This is a genomic window from Sphingomonas sp. (assembly GCF_004799495.1).
Classification (GTDB): domain Bacteria; phylum Pseudomonadota; class Alphaproteobacteria; order Sphingomonadales; family Sphingomonadaceae; genus Sphingomonas.
In genome coordinates this window covers 366,058-383,939 of sequence record NZ_SSMY01000008.1, presented here as the reverse complement: position 1 = coordinate 383,939, position 17,882 = coordinate 366,058, and the positions used below count along the sequence as shown (strand labels likewise).

At 68.0% G+C, this 17,882-nt stretch carries 17 protein-coding genes; 6 read left to right on the top strand and 11 right to left on the bottom strand.

The window, feature by feature from the left end:
• Nucleotides 1-157: 157 nt before the first annotated feature.
• Nucleotides 158-2,230, bottom strand: coding sequence for a M13 family metallopeptidase (locus tag E7773_RS09835; RefSeq protein ID WP_293990611.1), 2,073 nt, complete (start codon nt 2,228-2,230; stop codon nt 158-160).
• Nucleotides 2,231-2,327: 97 nt separating this feature from the next.
• Here E7773_RS09835 and E7773_RS09830 point away from each other — a divergent pair, with 97 nt between their 5' ends.
• The gene (locus E7773_RS09830; protein ID WP_293990609.1) at nt 2,328-2,804 is read left to right on the top strand and encodes a lasso peptide biosynthesis B2 protein; all 477 of its coding nucleotides are present in this window, start codon (nt 2,328-2,330) and stop codon (nt 2,802-2,804) included.
• Nucleotides 2,805-2,815: 11 nt separating this feature from the next.
• Here the strand turns inward: E7773_RS09830 and E7773_RS09825 are convergent, their stop codons facing one another.
• Both E7773_RS09825 and acs read right to left on the bottom strand, forming a co-directional pair.
• Nucleotides 2,816-4,747, bottom strand: coding sequence for a PAS domain-containing sensor histidine kinase (locus tag E7773_RS09825; RefSeq protein WP_293990607.1), 1,932 nt, complete (start codon nt 4,745-4,747; stop codon nt 2,816-2,818).
• Nucleotides 4,748-4,852: 105 nt separating this feature from the next.
• The gene (gene acs, locus E7773_RS09820; RefSeq protein ID WP_293990605.1) at nt 4,853-6,790 is read right to left on the bottom strand and encodes an acetate--CoA ligase; all 1,938 of its coding nucleotides are present in this window, start codon (nt 6,788-6,790) and stop codon (nt 4,853-4,855) included.
• Nucleotides 6,791-6,885: 95 nt separating this feature from the next.
• On the opposite strand from acs, the gene E7773_RS09815 reads away from it, so the two are divergent.
• Nucleotides 6,886-7,542, top strand: coding sequence for a TMEM175 family protein (locus E7773_RS09815; RefSeq protein ID WP_293990603.1), 657 nt, complete (start codon nt 6,886-6,888; stop codon nt 7,540-7,542).
• Here E7773_RS09815 and ribH read toward each other — a convergent pair.
• The 8 genes from ribH to gltX form a co-directional block, all read right to left on the bottom strand.
• The gene (ribH, locus tag E7773_RS09810; RefSeq protein ID WP_293990601.1) at nt 7,539-7,958 is read right to left on the bottom strand and encodes a 6,7-dimethyl-8-ribityllumazine synthase; all 420 of its coding nucleotides are present in this window, start codon (nt 7,956-7,958) and stop codon (nt 7,539-7,541) included. The two genes, E7773_RS09815 and ribH, sit on opposite strands and share 4 nt — an antisense overlap.
• Complete coding sequence (locus E7773_RS09805) at nt 7,959-8,489, bottom strand: hypothetical protein (RefSeq protein WP_293990599.1); 531 nt, start codon at nt 8,487-8,489, stop codon at nt 7,959-7,961. It lies immediately after the preceding gene.
• On the bottom strand, nt 8,486-9,769 hold the full coding sequence (gene ribB, locus E7773_RS09800; RefSeq protein WP_293990597.1) for a 3,4-dihydroxy-2-butanone-4-phosphate synthase: 1,284 nt from the start codon (nt 9,767-9,769) through the stop codon (nt 8,486-8,488). Before ribB ends, E7773_RS09805 begins: the two co-directional genes overlap by 4 nt.
• A 236-nt stretch (nt 9,770-10,005) precedes the next feature.
• Nucleotides 10,006-10,614, bottom strand: a complete 609-nt coding sequence (locus E7773_RS09795; RefSeq protein ID WP_293990594.1) for a riboflavin synthase — start codon at nt 10,612-10,614, stop codon at nt 10,006-10,008.
• Nucleotides 10,615-10,617: 3 nt separating this feature from the next.
• Entirely contained in the window at nt 10,618-11,679 is a 1,062-nt protein-coding gene (ribD, locus tag E7773_RS09790; RefSeq protein WP_293990592.1) for a bifunctional diaminohydroxyphosphoribosylaminopyrimidine deaminase/5-amino-6-(5-phosphoribosylamino)uracil reductase RibD, read from the bottom strand.
• Nucleotides 11,667-12,017, bottom strand: a complete 351-nt coding sequence (locus E7773_RS09785; RefSeq protein ID WP_293990590.1) for a hypothetical protein — start codon at nt 12,015-12,017, stop codon at nt 11,667-11,669. The genes ribD and E7773_RS09785 overlap by 13 nt, the downstream gene beginning before the upstream one ends.
• A 195-nt stretch (nt 12,018-12,212) precedes the next feature.
• Nucleotides 12,213-12,875 carry a TonB family protein gene (locus tag E7773_RS09780; protein ID WP_293990588.1) on the bottom strand — a complete coding sequence of 221 codons (663 nt, stop codon included), beginning with the start codon at nt 12,873-12,875 and terminating at the stop codon, nt 12,213-12,215.
• 88 nt (nt 12,876-12,963) lie between these two features.
• Nucleotides 12,964-14,286, bottom strand: a complete 1,323-nt coding sequence (gltX, locus tag E7773_RS09775; RefSeq protein WP_293990586.1) for a glutamate--tRNA ligase — start codon at nt 14,284-14,286, stop codon at nt 12,964-12,966.
• An 89-nt stretch (nt 14,287-14,375) separates the two neighbouring features.
• On the opposite strand from gltX, the gene E7773_RS09770 reads away from it, so the two are divergent.
• The 4 genes from E7773_RS09770 to E7773_RS09755 are packed head-to-tail and all read left to right on the top strand — an operon-like array spanning nt 14,376 to nt 17,873.
• Nucleotides 14,376-15,032, top strand: coding sequence for a glutathione S-transferase family protein (locus tag E7773_RS09770; protein ID WP_293990584.1), 657 nt, complete (start codon nt 14,376-14,378; stop codon nt 15,030-15,032).
• Complete coding sequence (locus tag E7773_RS09765; protein WP_293990582.1) at nt 15,029-16,102, top strand: type III polyketide synthase; 1,074 nt, start codon at nt 15,029-15,031, stop codon at nt 16,100-16,102. The genes E7773_RS09770 and E7773_RS09765 overlap by 4 nt, the downstream gene beginning before the upstream one ends.
• Entirely contained in the window at nt 16,099-16,788 is a 690-nt protein-coding gene (locus tag E7773_RS09760) for a methyltransferase domain-containing protein (RefSeq protein ID WP_293990580.1), read from the top strand. The genes E7773_RS09765 and E7773_RS09760 overlap by 4 nt, the downstream gene beginning before the upstream one ends.
• Complete coding sequence (locus E7773_RS09755; protein WP_293990578.1) at nt 16,767-17,873, top strand: FAD-dependent monooxygenase; 1,107 nt, start codon at nt 16,767-16,769, stop codon at nt 17,871-17,873. Before E7773_RS09760 ends, E7773_RS09755 begins: the two co-directional genes overlap by 22 nt.
• The last annotated feature ends 9 nt before the right edge of the window (nt 17,874-17,882 follow it).

Sequence of the window (17,882 nt, the reverse complement as noted above, 5' to 3'; positions counted from 1 at the left end):
TCGCGATCCGCTCGCGAACGCCCCTTCCATTTCACGCCGTCGGATGAGCAAGGCAAGCTGGCTCGCTGCCCGCCGTGGGCTTCCCATGAAAGTATTACTTTCATGGGGGCCCGTGACGAGTCCTGGATTTGCTTCGCGCAAATCCAGGCCGTCCGCGTCACCAAATATGCACACGCTTCTCGGGCGCGAGATACAGCGCGTCGCCCGGCTGGATGTTGAATGCCTTGTACCACGGGTCGAAGTTGCGAACGACGCCGTTGACGCGGAACTTCGCCGGCGAATGCGGGTCGGTCAGCACTTGCTGCCGCGTCCGGTCGTCGCGCGACTTGGACTGCCACGCCTGGGCATAGGCGAGGAAGAAGCGCTGGTCGCCGGTCAGCCCGCCGATCACCTTCGCCTTGCCGTGCTTGGCCTGGTACAGCTGATACGCCTCATAGGCGTTCTCGATCCCGCTCAGGTCGCCGATATTCTCGCCAAGCGTCAGCTTGCCGTTGACCTTGACGCCGGGAACCGGCTCGTACGTGTCGTACTGCGCGGCGAGCGCGGCGGTGTGCTCCGAATAGGCTTTCTTCGCCTCGGGGCTCCACCAATTCTCGAACTTGCCGGTCGGGCCGAACTGGCTCCCCTGATCGTCGAAGCCGTGGCCCATTTCGTGACCGATGATCGCGCCGATCGCGCCATAGTTCACCGCCGGGTCGGCGTTCGGGTCGAAATAGGGCGGCTGCAGGATCGCCGCCGGGAAGGTGATCTGGTTGGCGAGCGGGTTGTAATAGGCGTTCACCGTCTGCGGCGTCATGCCCCATAAGGTGCGGTCGACCGGCTTCGCGAAGCGCGACAGTTCGAGCTGATGCTGGAACTCGCCCGAGCGCATCACATTGCCCAACAGGTCATTGCGATCGACCCGCAGCGACGAATAATCGATGTACTTGTCGGGGTGACCGATGCGCGGCTCGAACGCGGCGAGCTTGACCAGCGCCGCCTTGCGCGTCGCGTCGTCCATCCACGCCGCGCTCGAAATGCGCTCGTGGTACGCGGTGCGCAGATTCTCGATCAGCTCGGCCATCTTGGCCTGGCTCGCGGCGGGGTAGTAGCGCTTGACGTAGAGCTGGCCGACCGCCTCGCCGAGCGCGCCGTTCATCAGCTGAACGCCGCGCTTCCAGCGGTCGCGCTGGACCTGCACGCCGCCCAGCGTCTTCGAATAGAAACCGAACTGCGCGTCGTCGAACGCCTTGGGCAGGAAGCCGGCATGGTCGCTGACGAAGTGGAACGCGAGATAGTCCTTCCACGTCTGGAGCGGGGTCGCGACCATGATCTTGCCCATCGCGGTCAGCGCGGTGTTGTTGGCCATCAGCACGGTCGGCACATTGTCGAACCCGGCGGTCTTGAGCATCAGCGCCCAGTCGACGTCGGGCGCCTTGGCCTTGAGCCCCGCCAGCGTTTCGGGATCATTGAGCTTGGCGATATCGCGGCTCTGTTCGGGCGACCATTGCTCCTTGGCCATCGCGGTTTCGAGCGCGAAGATCGCATCCGCCTTGGCACCCGCGTCGGGGATGCCGGCCAGTTCCTGCATCTGCTTGATGTAGGCTTTGTACGCCGTGCGGAAGCCGTCGTACTTTGCGCCTTCGAGCAGGTAATAGTCGCGCGGCATGCCGAGACCACTCTGCCCGACGACGGCCGTGTAATGCGTCGGGTCGGCCAGGTTGGGAATGATCCCGACGTCGATCGGCGAGGCGTAACCGGTGGTCGCGAACAGCGTCTGCAGGCCCGTCAGGTCGTTCACCGCGGCGATCCGCGCGAGATAGGGCTTGAGCGGCGCGGTACCCTTGGCCTCGATCGCGGCCTGGTCCATCCAGCTCGCGTAATAGTCGCCGACTTGCTTGCCGGTCGCGCCATACGCCGCGGGGTTGGCCGCCATATCGGTCAGGATCGTGCGGACGTTGGCCTCGGCCTCGTCCGACAGGATGTTGCCGTAACCGACGCCGCCCTTGTCGGCCGGGATCGCGGTGCGCTTCGCCCACGAACCGTTGGCATAGGTCCAGAAATCGTCGCCCGGCTTGACGCTCTTGTCGGCCGCGGTCAGGTCGATGCCGAACGCGCCGTAGCGCGCCTTGGCCACCGCAACCTTCGCGGGCGCCTTCTTCACGACGCCGGCGATCACCGGAATCGTCGGCACCGCAATCGCCAGTGCGCCGGCGCCGAGCATCAGACGAGTCAAAGCCTTGGTTTTCATCGAAATTCTCTCCACCCACCGTGTATTAGCGCGCTATAGCGCCGCGTTTCGACGCGCGCAATCGACAGAAATCAACATTCGTGCGACGGGGGCGGCGATGTCGGTCGCACGCAAAATCTGGACGTTGGGAACCGCCGGCTGGCGCCGCCAGGCGCTGGTCGCGGAGGCGTGCGCCGCGATGCTCGCCGCGCGAGTCACGCTGGCGCTTCACCCGTTTTCGCACGTCTCGCGCTCGCTCGGCGAGTTCACCCGGCCCGACGATCCGCGCGCCGCCGGCCAGGCCGCGCCGACCACCGACGAGGACGCCGCGACCGCGCGCGCGGTGCGCTGGGCGATCCGCGCGTCTGCCCCGTTCCTCCCGTTCCGCACGGTCTGCCTGCAGCAGGCGATGGCGGCGCGGAGGATGCTGAAGCGGCGCGGGATCGCCTCCGTAATGCATTTCGGCGCGCCGGCGGAAGGCGAGCGCCCGATCGACGCGCACGCCTGGCTCGACGCCGCGGGGATCAAGGTGACGGGCTACCCGCTGCCCGACGGCATGCGCGAGATCGCGTGCTTCGTCGCGCCGCCAGGCTGACGCATCGCCCTTTATTGCCGCAGAATTTCCTGGATGCGGCCCGCCAACAGATCCACCTGAAACGGCTTCGACAATAGGAACATTCCCTTGTCGAGCCGCCCGCCGCCGACAACCGCGTTTTCGGCATAGCCGGTGATGAACAGCACCTTGAGGTCGGGCCGAGTCACGCGCGCCGCGTCGGCGACTTGCCGCCCGTTCATCCCGCCCGGCAATCCCACGTCGGTGATCAGCAGGTCGATCTTCGTGTTGGATTCGAGGATGCGGAGGCCGATCGGCCCGTCGGGCGCCTCGATCACCGCATAGCCTGCTTCGGTCAGGACTTCGGCGACGAGCATCCGGATCGACGGTTCGTCGTCGATCAGCAGCACGACCTCCCCCTCGCCGACCGGCTCGAGCGATGTCGACGAAAACGCGACCTCCTCCGACGGCGCATCCTCGTCGTGGCGCGGCAGATAGATGCACATCGTGGTGCCCTGACCCACTTCCGAATAGATTCGGACATGCCCGCCCGACTGGCGCGCGAAACCGTAGATCATCGACAGGCCGAGCCCAGTCCCCTGGCCCAGCGGCTTGGTCGTGAAGAACGGCTCGAACGCCTTGGCAACGATGTCGGGGGCCATCCCGGTGCCCGTATCGGTCACGCAGATCGAGACATATTGGCCGACAGGCAGATCGTGCTGGCGCGCGGCGCGATCGTCGAGCCATTTGTTCGCGGTCTCGATCGTCAATTTGCCGCCCTCGGGCATCGCATCGCGGGCATTGATGCAAAGGTTGAGGATGGCGTTTTCGAGCTGGTTGGGATCGACCAGCGTCGTCCACAGCCCGCTTGCGCCCACCACCTCGACGTCCACGCCGGGGCCGACGGTCCGCCGCACCAGGTCCTCGAGGTCGTTGAGCAGCCGATTGACGTTGGTCGGCTGCGGATCGAGCGTCTGGCGCCGGGAAAAGGCGAGCAGGCGATGCGTCAGCGACGCCGCGCGCTTGACCGCGCCCTGCGCCGCCAGAAGGTAGCGGTCGATGTCGCCGGTGCGGCCCTGCGCCATCCGCACCTGCATCATCTCGAGACTGCCGCCGATCCCGGTCAGCAGATTGTTGAAGTCGTGCGCGATGCCGCCGGTCAGCTGGCCGACCGCCTCCATCTTCTGCGACTGGCGCAGCTGTTCCTCGATCTCGCGCTTCTCGGTCAGGTCGCGAGTCACCTTGGCGAAGCCGATCAGCTCGCCGCTGTCGTTACGGATCGGGTCGATGACGACGCTCGCCCAGAACCGCGTACCGTCCTTGCGCACGCGCCAGCCTTCGGCCTCGAACCGCCCTTCGCGCCGCGCGGTCTCGAGCGCGATGCGCGGGATCTCCTTGGCGCGATCCTCTTCGGTGTAGAAGCGCGAAAAATGCTGCCCCATGATCTCGTCGGCGGTATAGCCCTTGAAGCGCGCGGCGCCGGCGTTCCAGCTGCTCACATGCCCCTCGGGGTCGAGGACGTAGATCGCATAGTCGGTCACGCTCTGGACGAGCAGGCGGAAGCGTTCCTCGCTCGCGCGAAGTTCCTGTTCGGCCGCGCGCCGCTCGGTCAGGTCGCGCGTGACCTTGGCGTATCCGACGAGCTTGCCCGACGGGTTGCGGACCGGATCGATCACCACGTTCGCCCAGAACCGGCTGCCGTCCTTGCGCACGCGCCAGCCTTCGGCCTCGAAGCGGCCTTCGCGCTCGGCGGTTTTGAGCGCGATTCGCGGGATTTCTTTGGCGCGCTCCTCCTCGGTGTAAAAGCGCGAGAAATGCTCGCCGATGATCTCTTCGGGCTCATACCCCTTGAAGCGGCGCGCACCCGCGTTCCAGCTCGACACGCGGCCCTGCAGGTCGAGCATGTAGATCGCGTAATCGGTGACGCTTTGGACGAGCAATTCGAATTTGTTGACGTCGCTCTGGGGCTCTTCCGATTCCGCCATAGCCCCCTTTTCCACCTTATGTGCTTTCACTGCTAACCAACGGACAGGCTCGCTGTTCCCTCGGGCGAAGGCGCGCGGTCGTCCTGCACGCGTTCGGGTCGCGGGCTATCCGACGCGGTTCTCGACCAGATCGTCGACCACCGCGGAGTCGGCGAGCGTCGAGGTATCGCCGAGCGAGGACACATCGCCTTCTGCGATCTTGCGCAGGATGCGGCGCATGATCTTGCCGCTCCGCGTCTTGGGCAGGCCGGCCGCGAACTGAATCGCGTCGGGCGCGGCGATCGGGCCGATTTCCTTCCTGACCCAGCCGACCAGTTCCTTGCGCAGATCGTCCGACGCCGCCTCGCCCGCGTTGAGCGTCACGTACGCGTAGATGCCCTGTCCCTTGATGTCGTGCGGGAAGCCGACCACCGCGGCCTCCGCCACCTTGGGGTGGAGCACGAGCGCGCTCTCGACCTCTGCCGTCCCCATGCGGTGGCCCGACACATTGATCACGTCATCGACGCGCCCGGTGATCCAGTAATAGCCGTCCGCGTCGCGGCGGCACCCGTCGCCGGTGAAATATTTGCCCTTGTAGGTGGTGAAATAGGTCTGGAAGAAGCGGTCGTGGTCGCCCCACACGGTGCGCATCTGCCCCGGCCAGCTGCGCGCGATGACGAGGTTGCCTTCGCACGCACCGATCTGGACGACGCCCTCGCTGTCGACGATCTGCGGATCGACGCCGGGGAAGGGGAAGGTCGCGCTGCCGGGCTTGAGGTCGGTCGCACCCGGCAAGGGCGTGATCATGTGCCCGCCGGTTTCGGTCTGCCACCAGGTATCGACCACCGGGCAGCGGCCTTCGCCGACGACATCGTGATACCAGCGCCACGCCTCGGGGTTGATCGGCTCGCCGACGGTGCCGAGCAGCTTGAGGCTCGCGCGGCTGGTCGCGGCGACGAAGTGGTCGCCCTCCTTCATCAGCGCGCGCAAAGCGGTCGGCGCGGTGTAGAGGATCTCGACGCCATGCCGGTCGCACACTTGCCAGATGCGGCTGGCGTCGGGCCAGTTGGGGACGCCTTCGAACATCACCGACGTCGTGCCGTTCGCGAGCGGGCCGTAGAGGATGTAGCTGTGCCCGGTGACCCAGCCGATATCGGCGGCGCACCAATAGACCTGCCCCGGGCGGTAATCGAAGGTCAGTTCGTGGCTGAGGCTGACCCAGACGAGATAGCCGCCGGTGGTGTGGAGCACGCCCTTGGGCTTACCCGTCGACCCCGACGTGTAGAGGATGAACAACGGGTCCTCGGCCGACATCGGCTCGGGCCGACAATCGGGCACGGCGGCATCGAGCAGGTCGTGATACCAATGGTCGCCGTCGCCCATCGGCACATCGCCGCCGGTCGCCTTGACGACGATCACCGTGTCTAGCCCCGGCGCGAGCTTGCGAGCAGCGTCGACATTGGCCTTGAGCGGCACCTTCTTGCCCCCGCGTCGCCCTTCGTCCGCGGTGATCACGACGGTCGATCCGCAATCCTCTATCCGTCCCGCCAGCGCCTCGGGCGAGAAGCCGCCGAACACCACCGAATGGATCGCGCCGATCCGTGCGCAGGCGAGCAACGCGACCGCGGCTTCGGGGATCATCGGCAAATAGATCGTGACTCGGTCGCCCTTTTGGACGCCGCGATCCTTGAGCGCGTTGGCGAACTTGCACACTTGCGCGTGGAGCTCGCGATAGGTGATCCGCCGCGGCGCCTCAGCGGGATCGTCGGGCTCCCAGATCAGCGCGACTGCGTCGCCGTTTTTGGCGAGGTGCCGGTCGAGGCAATTGGCCGACGCGTTGAGCACGCCGTCCGAAAACCAGCTGATATGGAAATCGGCCTTGTCGAACGACCAGTCGCCGGCGATCTCCGGCCGCTTGATCCAGTCGAGCCGCCGCGCCTGTTCGAGCCAGAAGCTGCCGGGGTCGGCGAGGCTGCGGCCATAGAGTTTCTCGTACCCGGCGCGGTTGACCTTGGCGCGCTTCGCCCATTCGGCGGGGACCGGATAGAGCGACTGGTCGGACATCATCGTCTCCTGTGTGCGAAGATGATGATGGCGGGTGATGCGGGCGCTTGGCAAGCGGCGTCGCGACGGGCAGCATGGCGGCAAGGGGGATTGGCATGAGCGACGCGGAAACCGATCGGCCGATGCATCACGGCGCACCGGCGCATGCGCTTGAGCGGCTGGTGTTCTTTTCCGACGCGGTGTTCGCGATTTCGATCACGCTGCTCGTCATCGAGCTCAAATTCCCGCATTTGCCGTACCGCACGAGCAACGAAGCGTTCCTGCAGGCACTGGTCGACATGATCCCGCAGTTCATGGGCTTCCTGATCTCGTTCTTCGTGGTCGGCGCGTTCTGGCACGGGCATCACCGCGCGTTCGATTGCGCGCGGCACTGGTCCCCCAAGCTCGTGATGCCCAACCTCTTCCTGCTGCTGGCGGTGGCCGCGATGCCGTTCTTCACCGCGCTGGTCAGCGATTATTACGGCAAGCTGGTGCCGTCGGCGGCCTATTGCGTGTGGTTGCTGTTCGTCGCTTTCTGCAACCTGTGGAACAACAGCATGGCGGTAGCGGCGCCGGTCGCGGCCGACGACCTAGACCCCGAATATGCCGCGCTGATCCGGCGGCGCGGCTGGGCGGTGCTGCTCGGCACGGTGACCGCGCTCGCGCTCTGCTTCGTCAATCCGTGGCTGGGCCAGCCGGGCCTCATGTCGATGCCGCTATGGCGCAAGGTGCTCGACGCGCTCCACCGCAAGGGCGTGATTCAGCGCGTCTAGGCGAAGCGTTCGCGCAGTCCGAGCATCGCCAGCGCTGCCTTGGCCGCGCCACCGCCTTTGTCGGCCTGCTTCGGATCGGCGCGGTAGATCGCCTGCGCTTCGTTCTCGACCGTCAGGATGCCGTTGCCGATCGCGATGCCGTCCATCGTCAGCGCCATGATCCCGCGCGCGCTTTCGTTCGAGACGATCTCGAAATGATAGGTCTCGCCGCGGATCACCACGCCGAGCGCGACGAACGCGTCGTACCGCCCGGTTTCCACCGCGAGCGCGATCGCGCCGGGCGCTTCGAGCGCACCGGGGACGGCCACGGTCTCGTGCTCATGCCCCGCCGCCTCGATCGCCGCGCGCGCGCCCGCCAGCAGCATGTCGTTGAGATGGTCGTAGAACCGCGCTTCGACGATCAATATCCGCGCCATCTAATCCTCCGGTAACCCCTGCGCGGCCAGCGCGCCGCCCTGATAGCGCGGATCGTCGGTGACTTCACGCCCGGCCCAACCGGGCGGCACGAGCGCGTCGAGCGTCGCGCGATCCTCGGCCTCGACCTCGATCAGCTCCAACCCTGCGAACGCGCCCTCGAACAGATCAACGCTCCACCATCGCCCGTCCCAGCGCACGTGATGGCGCCGCTTGGCGAGCGGCCGCGCCGGCAAAACGCACAGCAGGTCGTACTCCTGTTCGGTGAGATACGCGGTCACGATCGGCCGTGCACGGGCCTCTGCGCACTCATATTTCTTGGTCAGCTTCCACTTGGTCTCGCCGAGGTCGGGCCGGTACATCCGCCGCAAGCGCAGCCGCGTGCCGTCGATGTAGCGGTCGTTGATGATCGTGACACAAGCGTCGTTGAGCGGCGGGCGCACGGCCGGATCGATCCGCCAGCGCCGTTCGAGCTCGACCCGCGCATATTTGGGCTCGCCGGTTTCCTCGTCGATGCCGCGATCGACGGTCACACCGGTTCGATCCGCCGCTCGCCGACGATCGACAGGCCATAGCCGTCGAGCGCGACCAGCGTGTGGTGTGTGTTGGTCAGCAGGATCATGTCCTCGACCCCGAGCTCGGTCAGGATCTGTGCGCCGACGCCATAGTCGCGCAATTCGTCGCCACCGCCCGACGCGGCGCCGGCCTTGCGCTCGAGCGCCCGGGTGAACCCGCCCGGCCCGGTCTGCGACAGCAGCACGACCACCCCCGACCCCGCCTCGCCGATCAACTCCATCGAGCGGCCGAGCAGCCCGCCGCGCCCGCCTTCCTCGCCGAACATGTCGGCGAACACGTTCATCGCGTGCATCCGCACCAGCGTCGGCTTGTCGGGATCGATCCGTCCCTTGATCAGCGCGATCTGCTCGGTGCCCGTCGCCTTGTTGTAGAAGGTCGTGGCAAGCCACTCGCCGCCCCAGCGGCTGGTGAAGCGCGCCTCGGCGCGGCGCTCGACCAGATGGTCGTGCTGGCGTCGATACGCGATCAGGTCGCGGATCGTGCCGATCTTGAGCCGGTGCGTGTCGGCGAACGCGACGAGGTCGTCCATCCGCGCCATCGTCCCGTCCTCGTTCATGATCTCGCAGATCACGCCGGAGGGATTGAGCCCGGCGAGCCGCGCGACGTCGACCGCCGCCTCGGTATGTCCGGCGCGGACCAGCACGCCGCCGTCGCGGGCGACCAGCGGGAAGACGTGGCCTGGCGTGACGATGTCCTGGCGGTGCTTCGTCGCGTCGATCGCGACCGAGACGGTACGCGCGCGGTCGTGCGCGGAGATGCCGGTGGTGACGCCCTCGCGCGCCTCGATCGACACGGTGAACGCGGTCTCGTGCCGCGTGCCGTTGTGGCGGCTCATCAGTTCGAGCCCGAGCGCGTCGATCCGCTCGCGCGTCATCGCGAGGCAGACGAGCCCGCGGCCGTACTTCGCCATGAAGTTGATCGCGTCGGGAGTCGCCATCTGCGCGGGGATGACGAGATCGCCCTCGTTCTCGCGGTCCTCGTCGTCGACGAGGATGAACATCCGACCGTTGCGCGCCTCCTCGATGATCTCCTCGATCGGGACGAGCGCGGGGCGCTTCTCGCGCTGGGTGAGATACGTTTCGAGTTTCCTGAGCGTGTCGGCGGTGGGGTTCCACTCCTGCTCGTCGAGGCTGCGCAACGAGTTGGCGTGGAGCCCCGCGGCGCGGGCGAGGCCGGAGCGGGAAATCCCGCCCGACGCGACGAGATCGCGAACGCGATCGATCAGCATCGTGCTCATGACCGGGCGATTATCACACTACAATGTGATCGACCAAGTGCAAAATCACATCGCTTGACGGGAGCGACCGGTGAATGTTCCCAATGTTCGCAGTGACCACGCTGATTTCGCCGCGAACTAGGCACTTGCAGCACCCTGTGATGTGATAAGACTGGCTCGCGCCCTGATCCATCGGACGACGATCTCAAACCAACTCCAACATTGCCAGCATTTTATCCGCCCCCTGGCGGGAAGGACTATCTTTGCCCGGCGAGCGACTGCATCCGCTGAAGATAGCGCGCGAGCACGTCGATCTCGATATTGACCGCCTGCCCCACGGCAAGCGCGCCGAGCGTGGTCACCGCCTGCGTGTGCGGGATCAAATTGACCGCGAAGGTCGTCCCGCCGGCGCCGTCAGCCACCGTGTTGACCGTCAGCGACACGCCGTCGACCGTCACCGACCCCTTGGCCGCGACGAACGGCGCGAGGTCGCCCGGCAACCGGAACGTCACCACGCGCGAATCGCCGACCGCTTCGACTGCGGCCACTTCGGCGACGCCATCGACATGTCCCGTGACGATATGCCCGCCGAGCTCGTCGCCCAGCTTCATCGCGCGTTCGAGGTTGAGCTGTCGCCCCTCGCTCCATTGCCCGTGCGCGGTGCGCGACGCGGTTTCACCTGACACGTCGACGGTGAACCAACCGGGGCCTTTATCGATGACGGTCAGGCACACGCCCGAGCATGCGATCGACGCGCCGAGATCGACGGTCGCGGTATCGTAGGCGGTCGCGACGCGCACGCGCAGGTCGCCGCGCTGCTCGACGCGCTCGATCGTGCCGATATCGGTGATGATGCCGGTGAACATGGTTCAGCGCACTCGCTCGAATTCTTCGAACGTGTCGATGCCCAACATCCGCCGGTCGCGCAACCGCCAGCGGCCATGCGCGCTCGCGAGGTCGGTCAGGCCGATCTCGCCGAGCGCCGACGTGCCGCCGCCGATCAGGATCGGCGCGCGGTAGAGGAGCAGGCGGTCGACCAGGTCGGCGGCGAGGAACGCGGCAGCCGTCTGCGCGCCCCCTTCGACGAGGAGATGGTCGACATTTTCGAGTTGCGCGATGGCTTGGGGCGATGTGATCCATCCCCAGCCACCCTCACCCTTCCCACGACGCTGCGCGTCGTGGGCCCCTTCCCTCTCCCATCGGGAGAGGGAGGAAGGCGCGTCAGCGCCGGAAGGGTGAGGGTGACGGGAGGAGAGGATCAGGCGGCGCGGGCTGCGATTCGCCAGCCCGTCCAGCCGCACGTCGAGCGTCGGTCTGTCCGCCTCATACGTCCCGCGCCCGACCAGGATCGCCTCGTGCCGCGAGCGTTCGACGTGCGCGTGCGCGCGCGCCGGGGCGCCGGTGATCCACTGGCTCTCGCCGCTCGCCAGCGCGATGCAGCCATCGAGCGACGTCGCGAGCTTGAGCGTGACGTGCGGGCGGCCGAGCGCTCGCCGCGTCAGGAACCCCGCCATCGAGCGCCGCGCCTCGGCGGCATTCGCCCCGACCTCCACCGCGATCCCGGCTTCGCGCAGCCGCTCGTGCCCCTTGCCGTCGGTGCGTGGGTCGGGGTCGCCCAGCGCCGCGACCACGCGCGCCACGCCCGCCTCGACCAGCAAGTCGCTGCACGCCGGGCCGCGTGGGCTGGCATGCGCGCACGGCTCGAGCGTCGTGTAAACGGTCGCGCCACGTGCCGCCGCGCCCGCTTCGGCCAGTGCCATCGCCTCGGCGTGCGGTCGCCCGCCCGGTTGCGTCCAACCGCGCCCGACGACTCGCCCGTCGTTGACGATAACGCACCCGACAGTGGGGTTGGGCGCGGTGCGTCCCTTGCCACGCTCCGCGAGCGCCAGCGCGGCGCCCATCCAGCGCGGGTCCGGGGTCAGATGCCCCATTTCTTCAGGGCGTCGCTCGCACGCTTGAACTCGGCGCGCTTCTCGGCCTCGAACTGCGCTTCCTTGGCGTCCTGGATCTTCTTCTTTTCCATGTCGATCTTCTGCTGCGCGACGATCTCCGCATCGGTGCGGTCGGCGCGCCACGACTGGACGTAGATGATGTCGGGCGGCCGGTACGGTTTCTCGACGTTCGATGCGATCGCGAACCCGCCGAGGATCAGCGTGCAAAGGATCAGCGCCGCGAACAGGAAGATGATTTCATGCCGCCCGCGCGAGGCGAGGAAGCGGCGCAAGTCGCCGAACGCGCGCAAGGGATTGAATCGAGTCATGACGGCCATGCGGCCAAGATAGGGGCGGGGCCGGCGCGAGACCAGCCCGAGTCTTTCGATTGGGCGATCAGCCTCCGCCCAATCGCTGCGGTGCCGGCCCACTCCCCCACCCGACCGCCCACAGCGTATCCTGAAATGGGTGGTCGGGTGGGGAGCGGGCCGGCACCGCTCACGCGCCGTGAAGCGCGCAAGGATGACTCCACCTTATTCCTGATCCTGCAATTCGAAGCGCAGGCCCATCACCTTCCATTGCTCGATCGGCATTCCGTCGCTGGTCGCCGGCTTGAAGCGCCACTTGGTCAACGCCTGCTTCTCCGCTGCGGCGAAGAAGGCATCGCTGGCGGCGGACACGCGCTCGACCTGGCGCACGCGCCCGTCGGTGCCGATCAGCACGCGGATCACCACGCGTCCGCTATTGCCGCTGCGGATTTCGGACGCCGGATAGGGCGGCTGGAGCACGTTCGCGAAGCGCGGGTCGTACGCCGCGCCGACGATCACGGGCTTGGCGATCGGGGGTGGCGGCTGCGTGATGACGGTGCCCGTGCCCGGCGGGGTCGGCGGCGGCGGGTCGGGGAAGGTCGGGGTGGTGATGACGTGATTTTCGCTGAGCGGCGGCAGGTCGATCGGGGGCGTATAGACCTTCTGGTCGATCGGCTTGTCGGCCTTGGGGTGCGGCTGCGGGTCGGGCGGCGGATCCTTGGGCAGCGGGATGTTCTTGACCTCGATCGGCGGGTCGAACACCGCGATGATCTTGTCCGCATGGGTCGACACGATCAGCCCCGCGATCGGCAGCACGGTCATCGCCAGCGCCAGCGTCATGCTGCCCGGTTTCAAACCGCGATCGGCAGCGAATTGGTTCGCATACATACGCCGTATCCTCTCTCCTTACCCCGGCGTTGGTCGCCGAGTCTGTGTAATGATACAACGTTACATTAAGTTCCGCAACAAATGATGATCAAGGGGTAGCAAGACGCTCCAAGGCGCGGTCGCGCCCGATCAGCGGGAGCAGCGCGGCCATGTCCGGCCCATGATCGCGCCCGGTCAGCGCGCGGCGCAAGGGCAGGAACAGTGGCTTGCCCTTGCGTCCGGTCTCGTCCTTGAGCGCGGCGGTCAGCGCGTGCCACGGGTCGGCCGCCCAGTCGATTTCGCCAGCGATGCGGTGCGCGGCGGCGAGGAAGCCGCGGTCTTCCGGATCGACCGATGCGGCGACCGGCCCCTCGACCACGTGCCACCAGTCGGCGGCGTCGGCGACGGTCGACAGGTTGGGCCGGATCGCTTCCCACCCCGCCGCGTCCATCCCCGCCGGCAGCCGGTCGGCCACAGCCGCATAATCGAGCTGGTGGACGATCCGCGCGTTGACCTGCGCGAGCTCGGCTTCGTCGAACCGCGCCGGCGCGCGGCCGAAACGCGAGAAATCGAACGCGGCGATCAGGGGGGCGGGGTTGGCGAAGGCTTCGACCGGGTCGCTCGTCCCGATCCGCGCGAGCAGCGATACGATCGCCTGCGGCTCGATCCCTTCCTCGCGGAAATGCTCGGCGCCGAGCGACCCGAGCCGCTTCGACAATTTCCCTTCCGCCCCCGTCAGCAACGCGGCGTGCGCGAAGGCGGGCACGGGCGCGCCCATCGCGGCGAACATCTGGATCTGGAGCGCGGTGTTCGACACGTGATCCTCGCCGCGCACGACATGGCTGATGCCGAGGTCGACATCGTCGATCGCCGACGGGAGCATGTAGAGCCACGACCCGTCGGCGCGGCGGATCACCGGGTCGCTCATCGTCGCGGCGTCGAAACGCTGGTGCCCGCGGATCAAATCGTCCCATTCGATCACGCCGGGCGAGAGCTTGAAGCGCCAGTGCGGGCGGACGCCCCCGGCCTCCAGTTTCACGCGATCGGTGTCGCTCAGCGCGAGCGCGGCGCGGTCGTAGATCGGCGGCAACCCACGCCCCAATTGCACCTTGCGCTTGAGGTCGAGTTCCTGTGCGGTCTCGTACGCCGGATAGACGCGGCCCGCGGCGCGCAGCTCGTCGAAGCGCCGCTGGTAGAGATCGAATCGCTGCGACTGGCGCACCTCGGCGTCCGGGGTCAGCCCGAGCCACGCCAGATCGGCGCGGATCGACTCGACGAACCGCTCTTCGCTGCGCTCGCGATCGGTATCGTCGATCCGCAGCACGAACCGCCCGCCGACGTGCCGCGCGCACATCCAGCTGAGGATCGCGGTGCGGATGTTGCCGACATGGAGGTGGCCGGTCGGGCTGGGGGCGAAACGCGTGGCGGTCATCGCGTTTCCTTAGGGTCCGGGCCGACCACCGGCAACGCTTGCCGCGCACCGTGCGTTGGGCGAAGCTGCGACCCGAGGAGCCGTGCCGCATGAAACCGACGATCACCGCCTTCAGGGATTCGCCCGACCGGGGCCGCGGCCTCGCGCGCGACATGCGCGTGCGCTGGGCGCTCGAGGAGGTCGGCCAGCCCTATGACGTCCGCCTCGTCACCTTCGCCGAGATGAAGGAGCCGTCGCACCTCGCGCGGCATCCGTTCGGGCAGATCCCGACCTGGGAGGAAGGCGGCCTGACGATCTTCGAGACCGGCGCGATCGTCCTCCATATCGCCGAGACGCATCCCGGCCTGCTCCCGGCCGATCCCGACGCCCGCACCCGCGCGGTCACCTGGATGATCGCCGCGCTCAGCACGGTCGAGCCGGTGGTGATCGAGCGCGAAGCCTTTCTGCTGCTCGAACGCGACAAGCCGTGGTTCGCCGACCGCTTGCCGATCCTCGACGTGCGCGTCGGCAACCGCCTGCGCCAATTATCCGAGCGGCTGGGCGATGCCCAATGGCTCGACGGCGATTTCAGCGCGGGCGACCTGATGATGGTCGAGGTGCTGCTCCGCCCCGCCGCGTTCGCGCTGCTCGACGGTTATCCCAACCTCGCCGGCTATGTCGCCCGCGCGCAGGAGCGGCCGGCGTTCGAGCGCGCGTTCGCCGCGCAGTTCGCGGTGTTCGAAGCGAGCCAGGCGGCCGGCCGTTGACCCAACCCGCCTATCTCAACGCCATCGGCACCGCCGTGCCGCCGCACGATGCGCACCATGCGTTCATCGACTGGGCGACGCCGAAGATCGCCGATCCGCGGCTCGCCAAAGTGTTCGGGCGGATGGTCGCGCGGTCGGGGATCGAGCATCGCTGGACCGTGCTTCCGCAAGCGTCCGGCGGCGGATCGCCGGTCGCGCCGGGCGGGTTCTACGAGCATGGCTTCATGCCGGGGACAGGCGCGCGGATGGCGGTCTATGCCGAGGAGGCGCCCAAGCTGAGCATCGCGGCGACCGCGGCGCTGGGCGAGCAGGTCGAGTTGGATGGGATCACGCACCTGGTGGTGGCGAGTTGCACCGGGTTCGTCGCACCCGGGATCGACCAGATCGTCGCGGCGCGACTGGGGATCGCGCCGAGCGTCGAGCGTCTGCTGGTCGGGTTCATGGGGTGCTACGCCGCGGTCGCCGCGCTCCGCAGCGCGCGACACATCGTGCGGTCGGAGCCGGATGCGCGCGTGCTCGTCGTCTGCGTCGAGCTGTGCTCGCTCCATCTGCAGGACACCGCCGAGATCGAGCCATTGCTCGCGATGCTCCAGTTCGGCGATGGCGCCGCGGCGGCGCTGGTGACGAGCGACCCTGTCGGCTTCGCGCTCGACGCGCCGTTCGCGACGACGCTGCCCGATTCGGCGGGGCTGATCCGCTGGGACATCACCGACCGGGGGTTTGCGATGCATCTGTCGGGCGAGGTGCCGGGACGGATCGCGGCGGGGCTCGCCGATCCGGATTTTGCCAAAGCCGCGCTCGGCGGGCGGGCGCCCGAGGAGATCGACGGCTGGGCGGTGCACGCCGGCGGGCGCTCGATCCTCGACGCAGTCGAGGCGGCGTATCATCTCCCGCAAGGCGCGCTATGGGCGTCGCGCGAAACGCTTGCCGACAATGGCAACATGTCGTCGGCGACGCTGATGTTCACGCTGGCGAAGATGTTGGGGAGCCGCCCGGTCGAGCACGGCGTCGCGCTGGCATTCGGGCCGGGGCTGGCGGCGGAAGGCTTCGGGTTCCGGAGCGCCGCGTGACATTGCGCGAGCGCGCCATCGCCGACGAGCTGATGGACGCCGACGATCTGGATGCGGCGACCTATGCGGACGTGGTCGGCGATCTCGCCAAGGTGAATGTCGTGACGATGGCGGCGCGGCCGACGTTGAGCCTCGTGCGGCGCGCATTGGGGGAGCGAAAGCGCTTTAAGCTGCTCGACGTCGGGTTTGGCGACGGCGACATGCTCCGCACCATCGCGCGCTGGGCGGCAAAGCGCGGTGTGGAAGCCGAGTTGGTGGGGGTCGATCTCAACCCGCGCAGCGAGCTGGCGGCGCGCGAGCACACCCCGCCGGGTCTGCCGATTCGCTGGATCACCGGCGATTACGCAGATCTTGCCGGACAAGGCTGGGACATAGTGATTTCCAGCCTGGTCGCGCATCACATGAGCCACGACCAGCTCGTCGCGTTCATACGCTTCATGGAAGTCGAGAGCGCGATGGGGTGGCTGGTCAACGATCTTCACCGCCACGGGTTCGCGCATCGGGGCTTCCCGATCCTCGCGCGCACGTTCGGCTGGCACCGCATCGTGCGGCTCGACGGCACGCTGTCGATCGCGCGGTCGTATCGGCCGGCCGAGTGGCCGCCGATCCTCGCCGAGGCCGGGGTGCCTGACGCGCGCGTGTACCGCGCTTTTCCGTTCCGGCTGTGCGTCGAACGCCTGCGCTGATCGTTGGCGGCGGGCCGGCGGGCGCGGCGGCGGCGTTGCTGCTCGCGCGGGCGCGGGCGCCGCACCTGCTGATCGAGCGCAGCCGGGAGACCGGCGATGCGCTGTGCGGCGGGTTCCTGAGCTGGCGGACGCTGGAGACACTCGAACGGATCGGCATCCGCCGCGGTGCGCTCAACCGCGACGACATCCGGCGGCTGCGGCTGTTCGCGGGGCGGCACAAGGCCGAGGCGTGGCTCCCCCGCCCCGCGCTCGCGGTATCGCGCTGGCGGCTCGACACGCTCTTGCTGGGGCACGCGATCAGTGCCGGCGCGGCGGTCGAGCGCGGGGTCGCGGTGCGCAGCGCCGAGGACAGGATTGTCCGGCTCGCGGACGAGGGGGAGATCGCGGCGGATGCGCTGTTCCTCGCCACCGGCAAGCACGACCTGCGCGGCCTCGCGCGCCCTGTCGCGCTGACCGACGACCCGATGCTGGGGCTGCGCGTCCGGCTCGGGCCATCCGAGGCGCTCGACCGGCTGGTCGGCGGGACGATCGAACTGCACCTCTTCGACCGCGGCTATGCCGGACTCGCGCGGCAGGAGGACGGGACGGTCAATTGCTGCATGGCGGTGCATCGCTCGCGGTTGAGCGAGACGGGATCGCCCGATGCGTTGCTCGATGTGCTCGGGCGGGAATCGCCGCGATTGGGCGAGCGGCTCGCCTGGCGCGCACGCGGCGCGACGATCGATGCCGTCGCCAACGTCCCGTACGGCTGGCGCGCCGCCGACACGTCGCCCGGGCTGTTCCGGCTCGGCGACCAGAGCGCCTGCATCCCGAGCCTCGCCGGCGAGGGCATGGGGATCGCGATCGAAAGCGGGCTACGCGCCGCGACTGCCTATCTGCGCGGCGGGCCGGACGCGTCGATCGCGTACCAGCAGCGCCTCACCGCCGATCTCGTCCGCCCCTTCGCCGTCGCCGGCGCGATCCGCCGCGCCGCCGAGACGCCGGCCTGGGCGAGTGTGCTGGCCTGGGCGGTCCGCCTCGCCCCGTCACTCGCCGGAATCGCCGCGCACCTGACCAGGATCAGGCACATGCCGCTTGACGCGTGATGCTGGCGT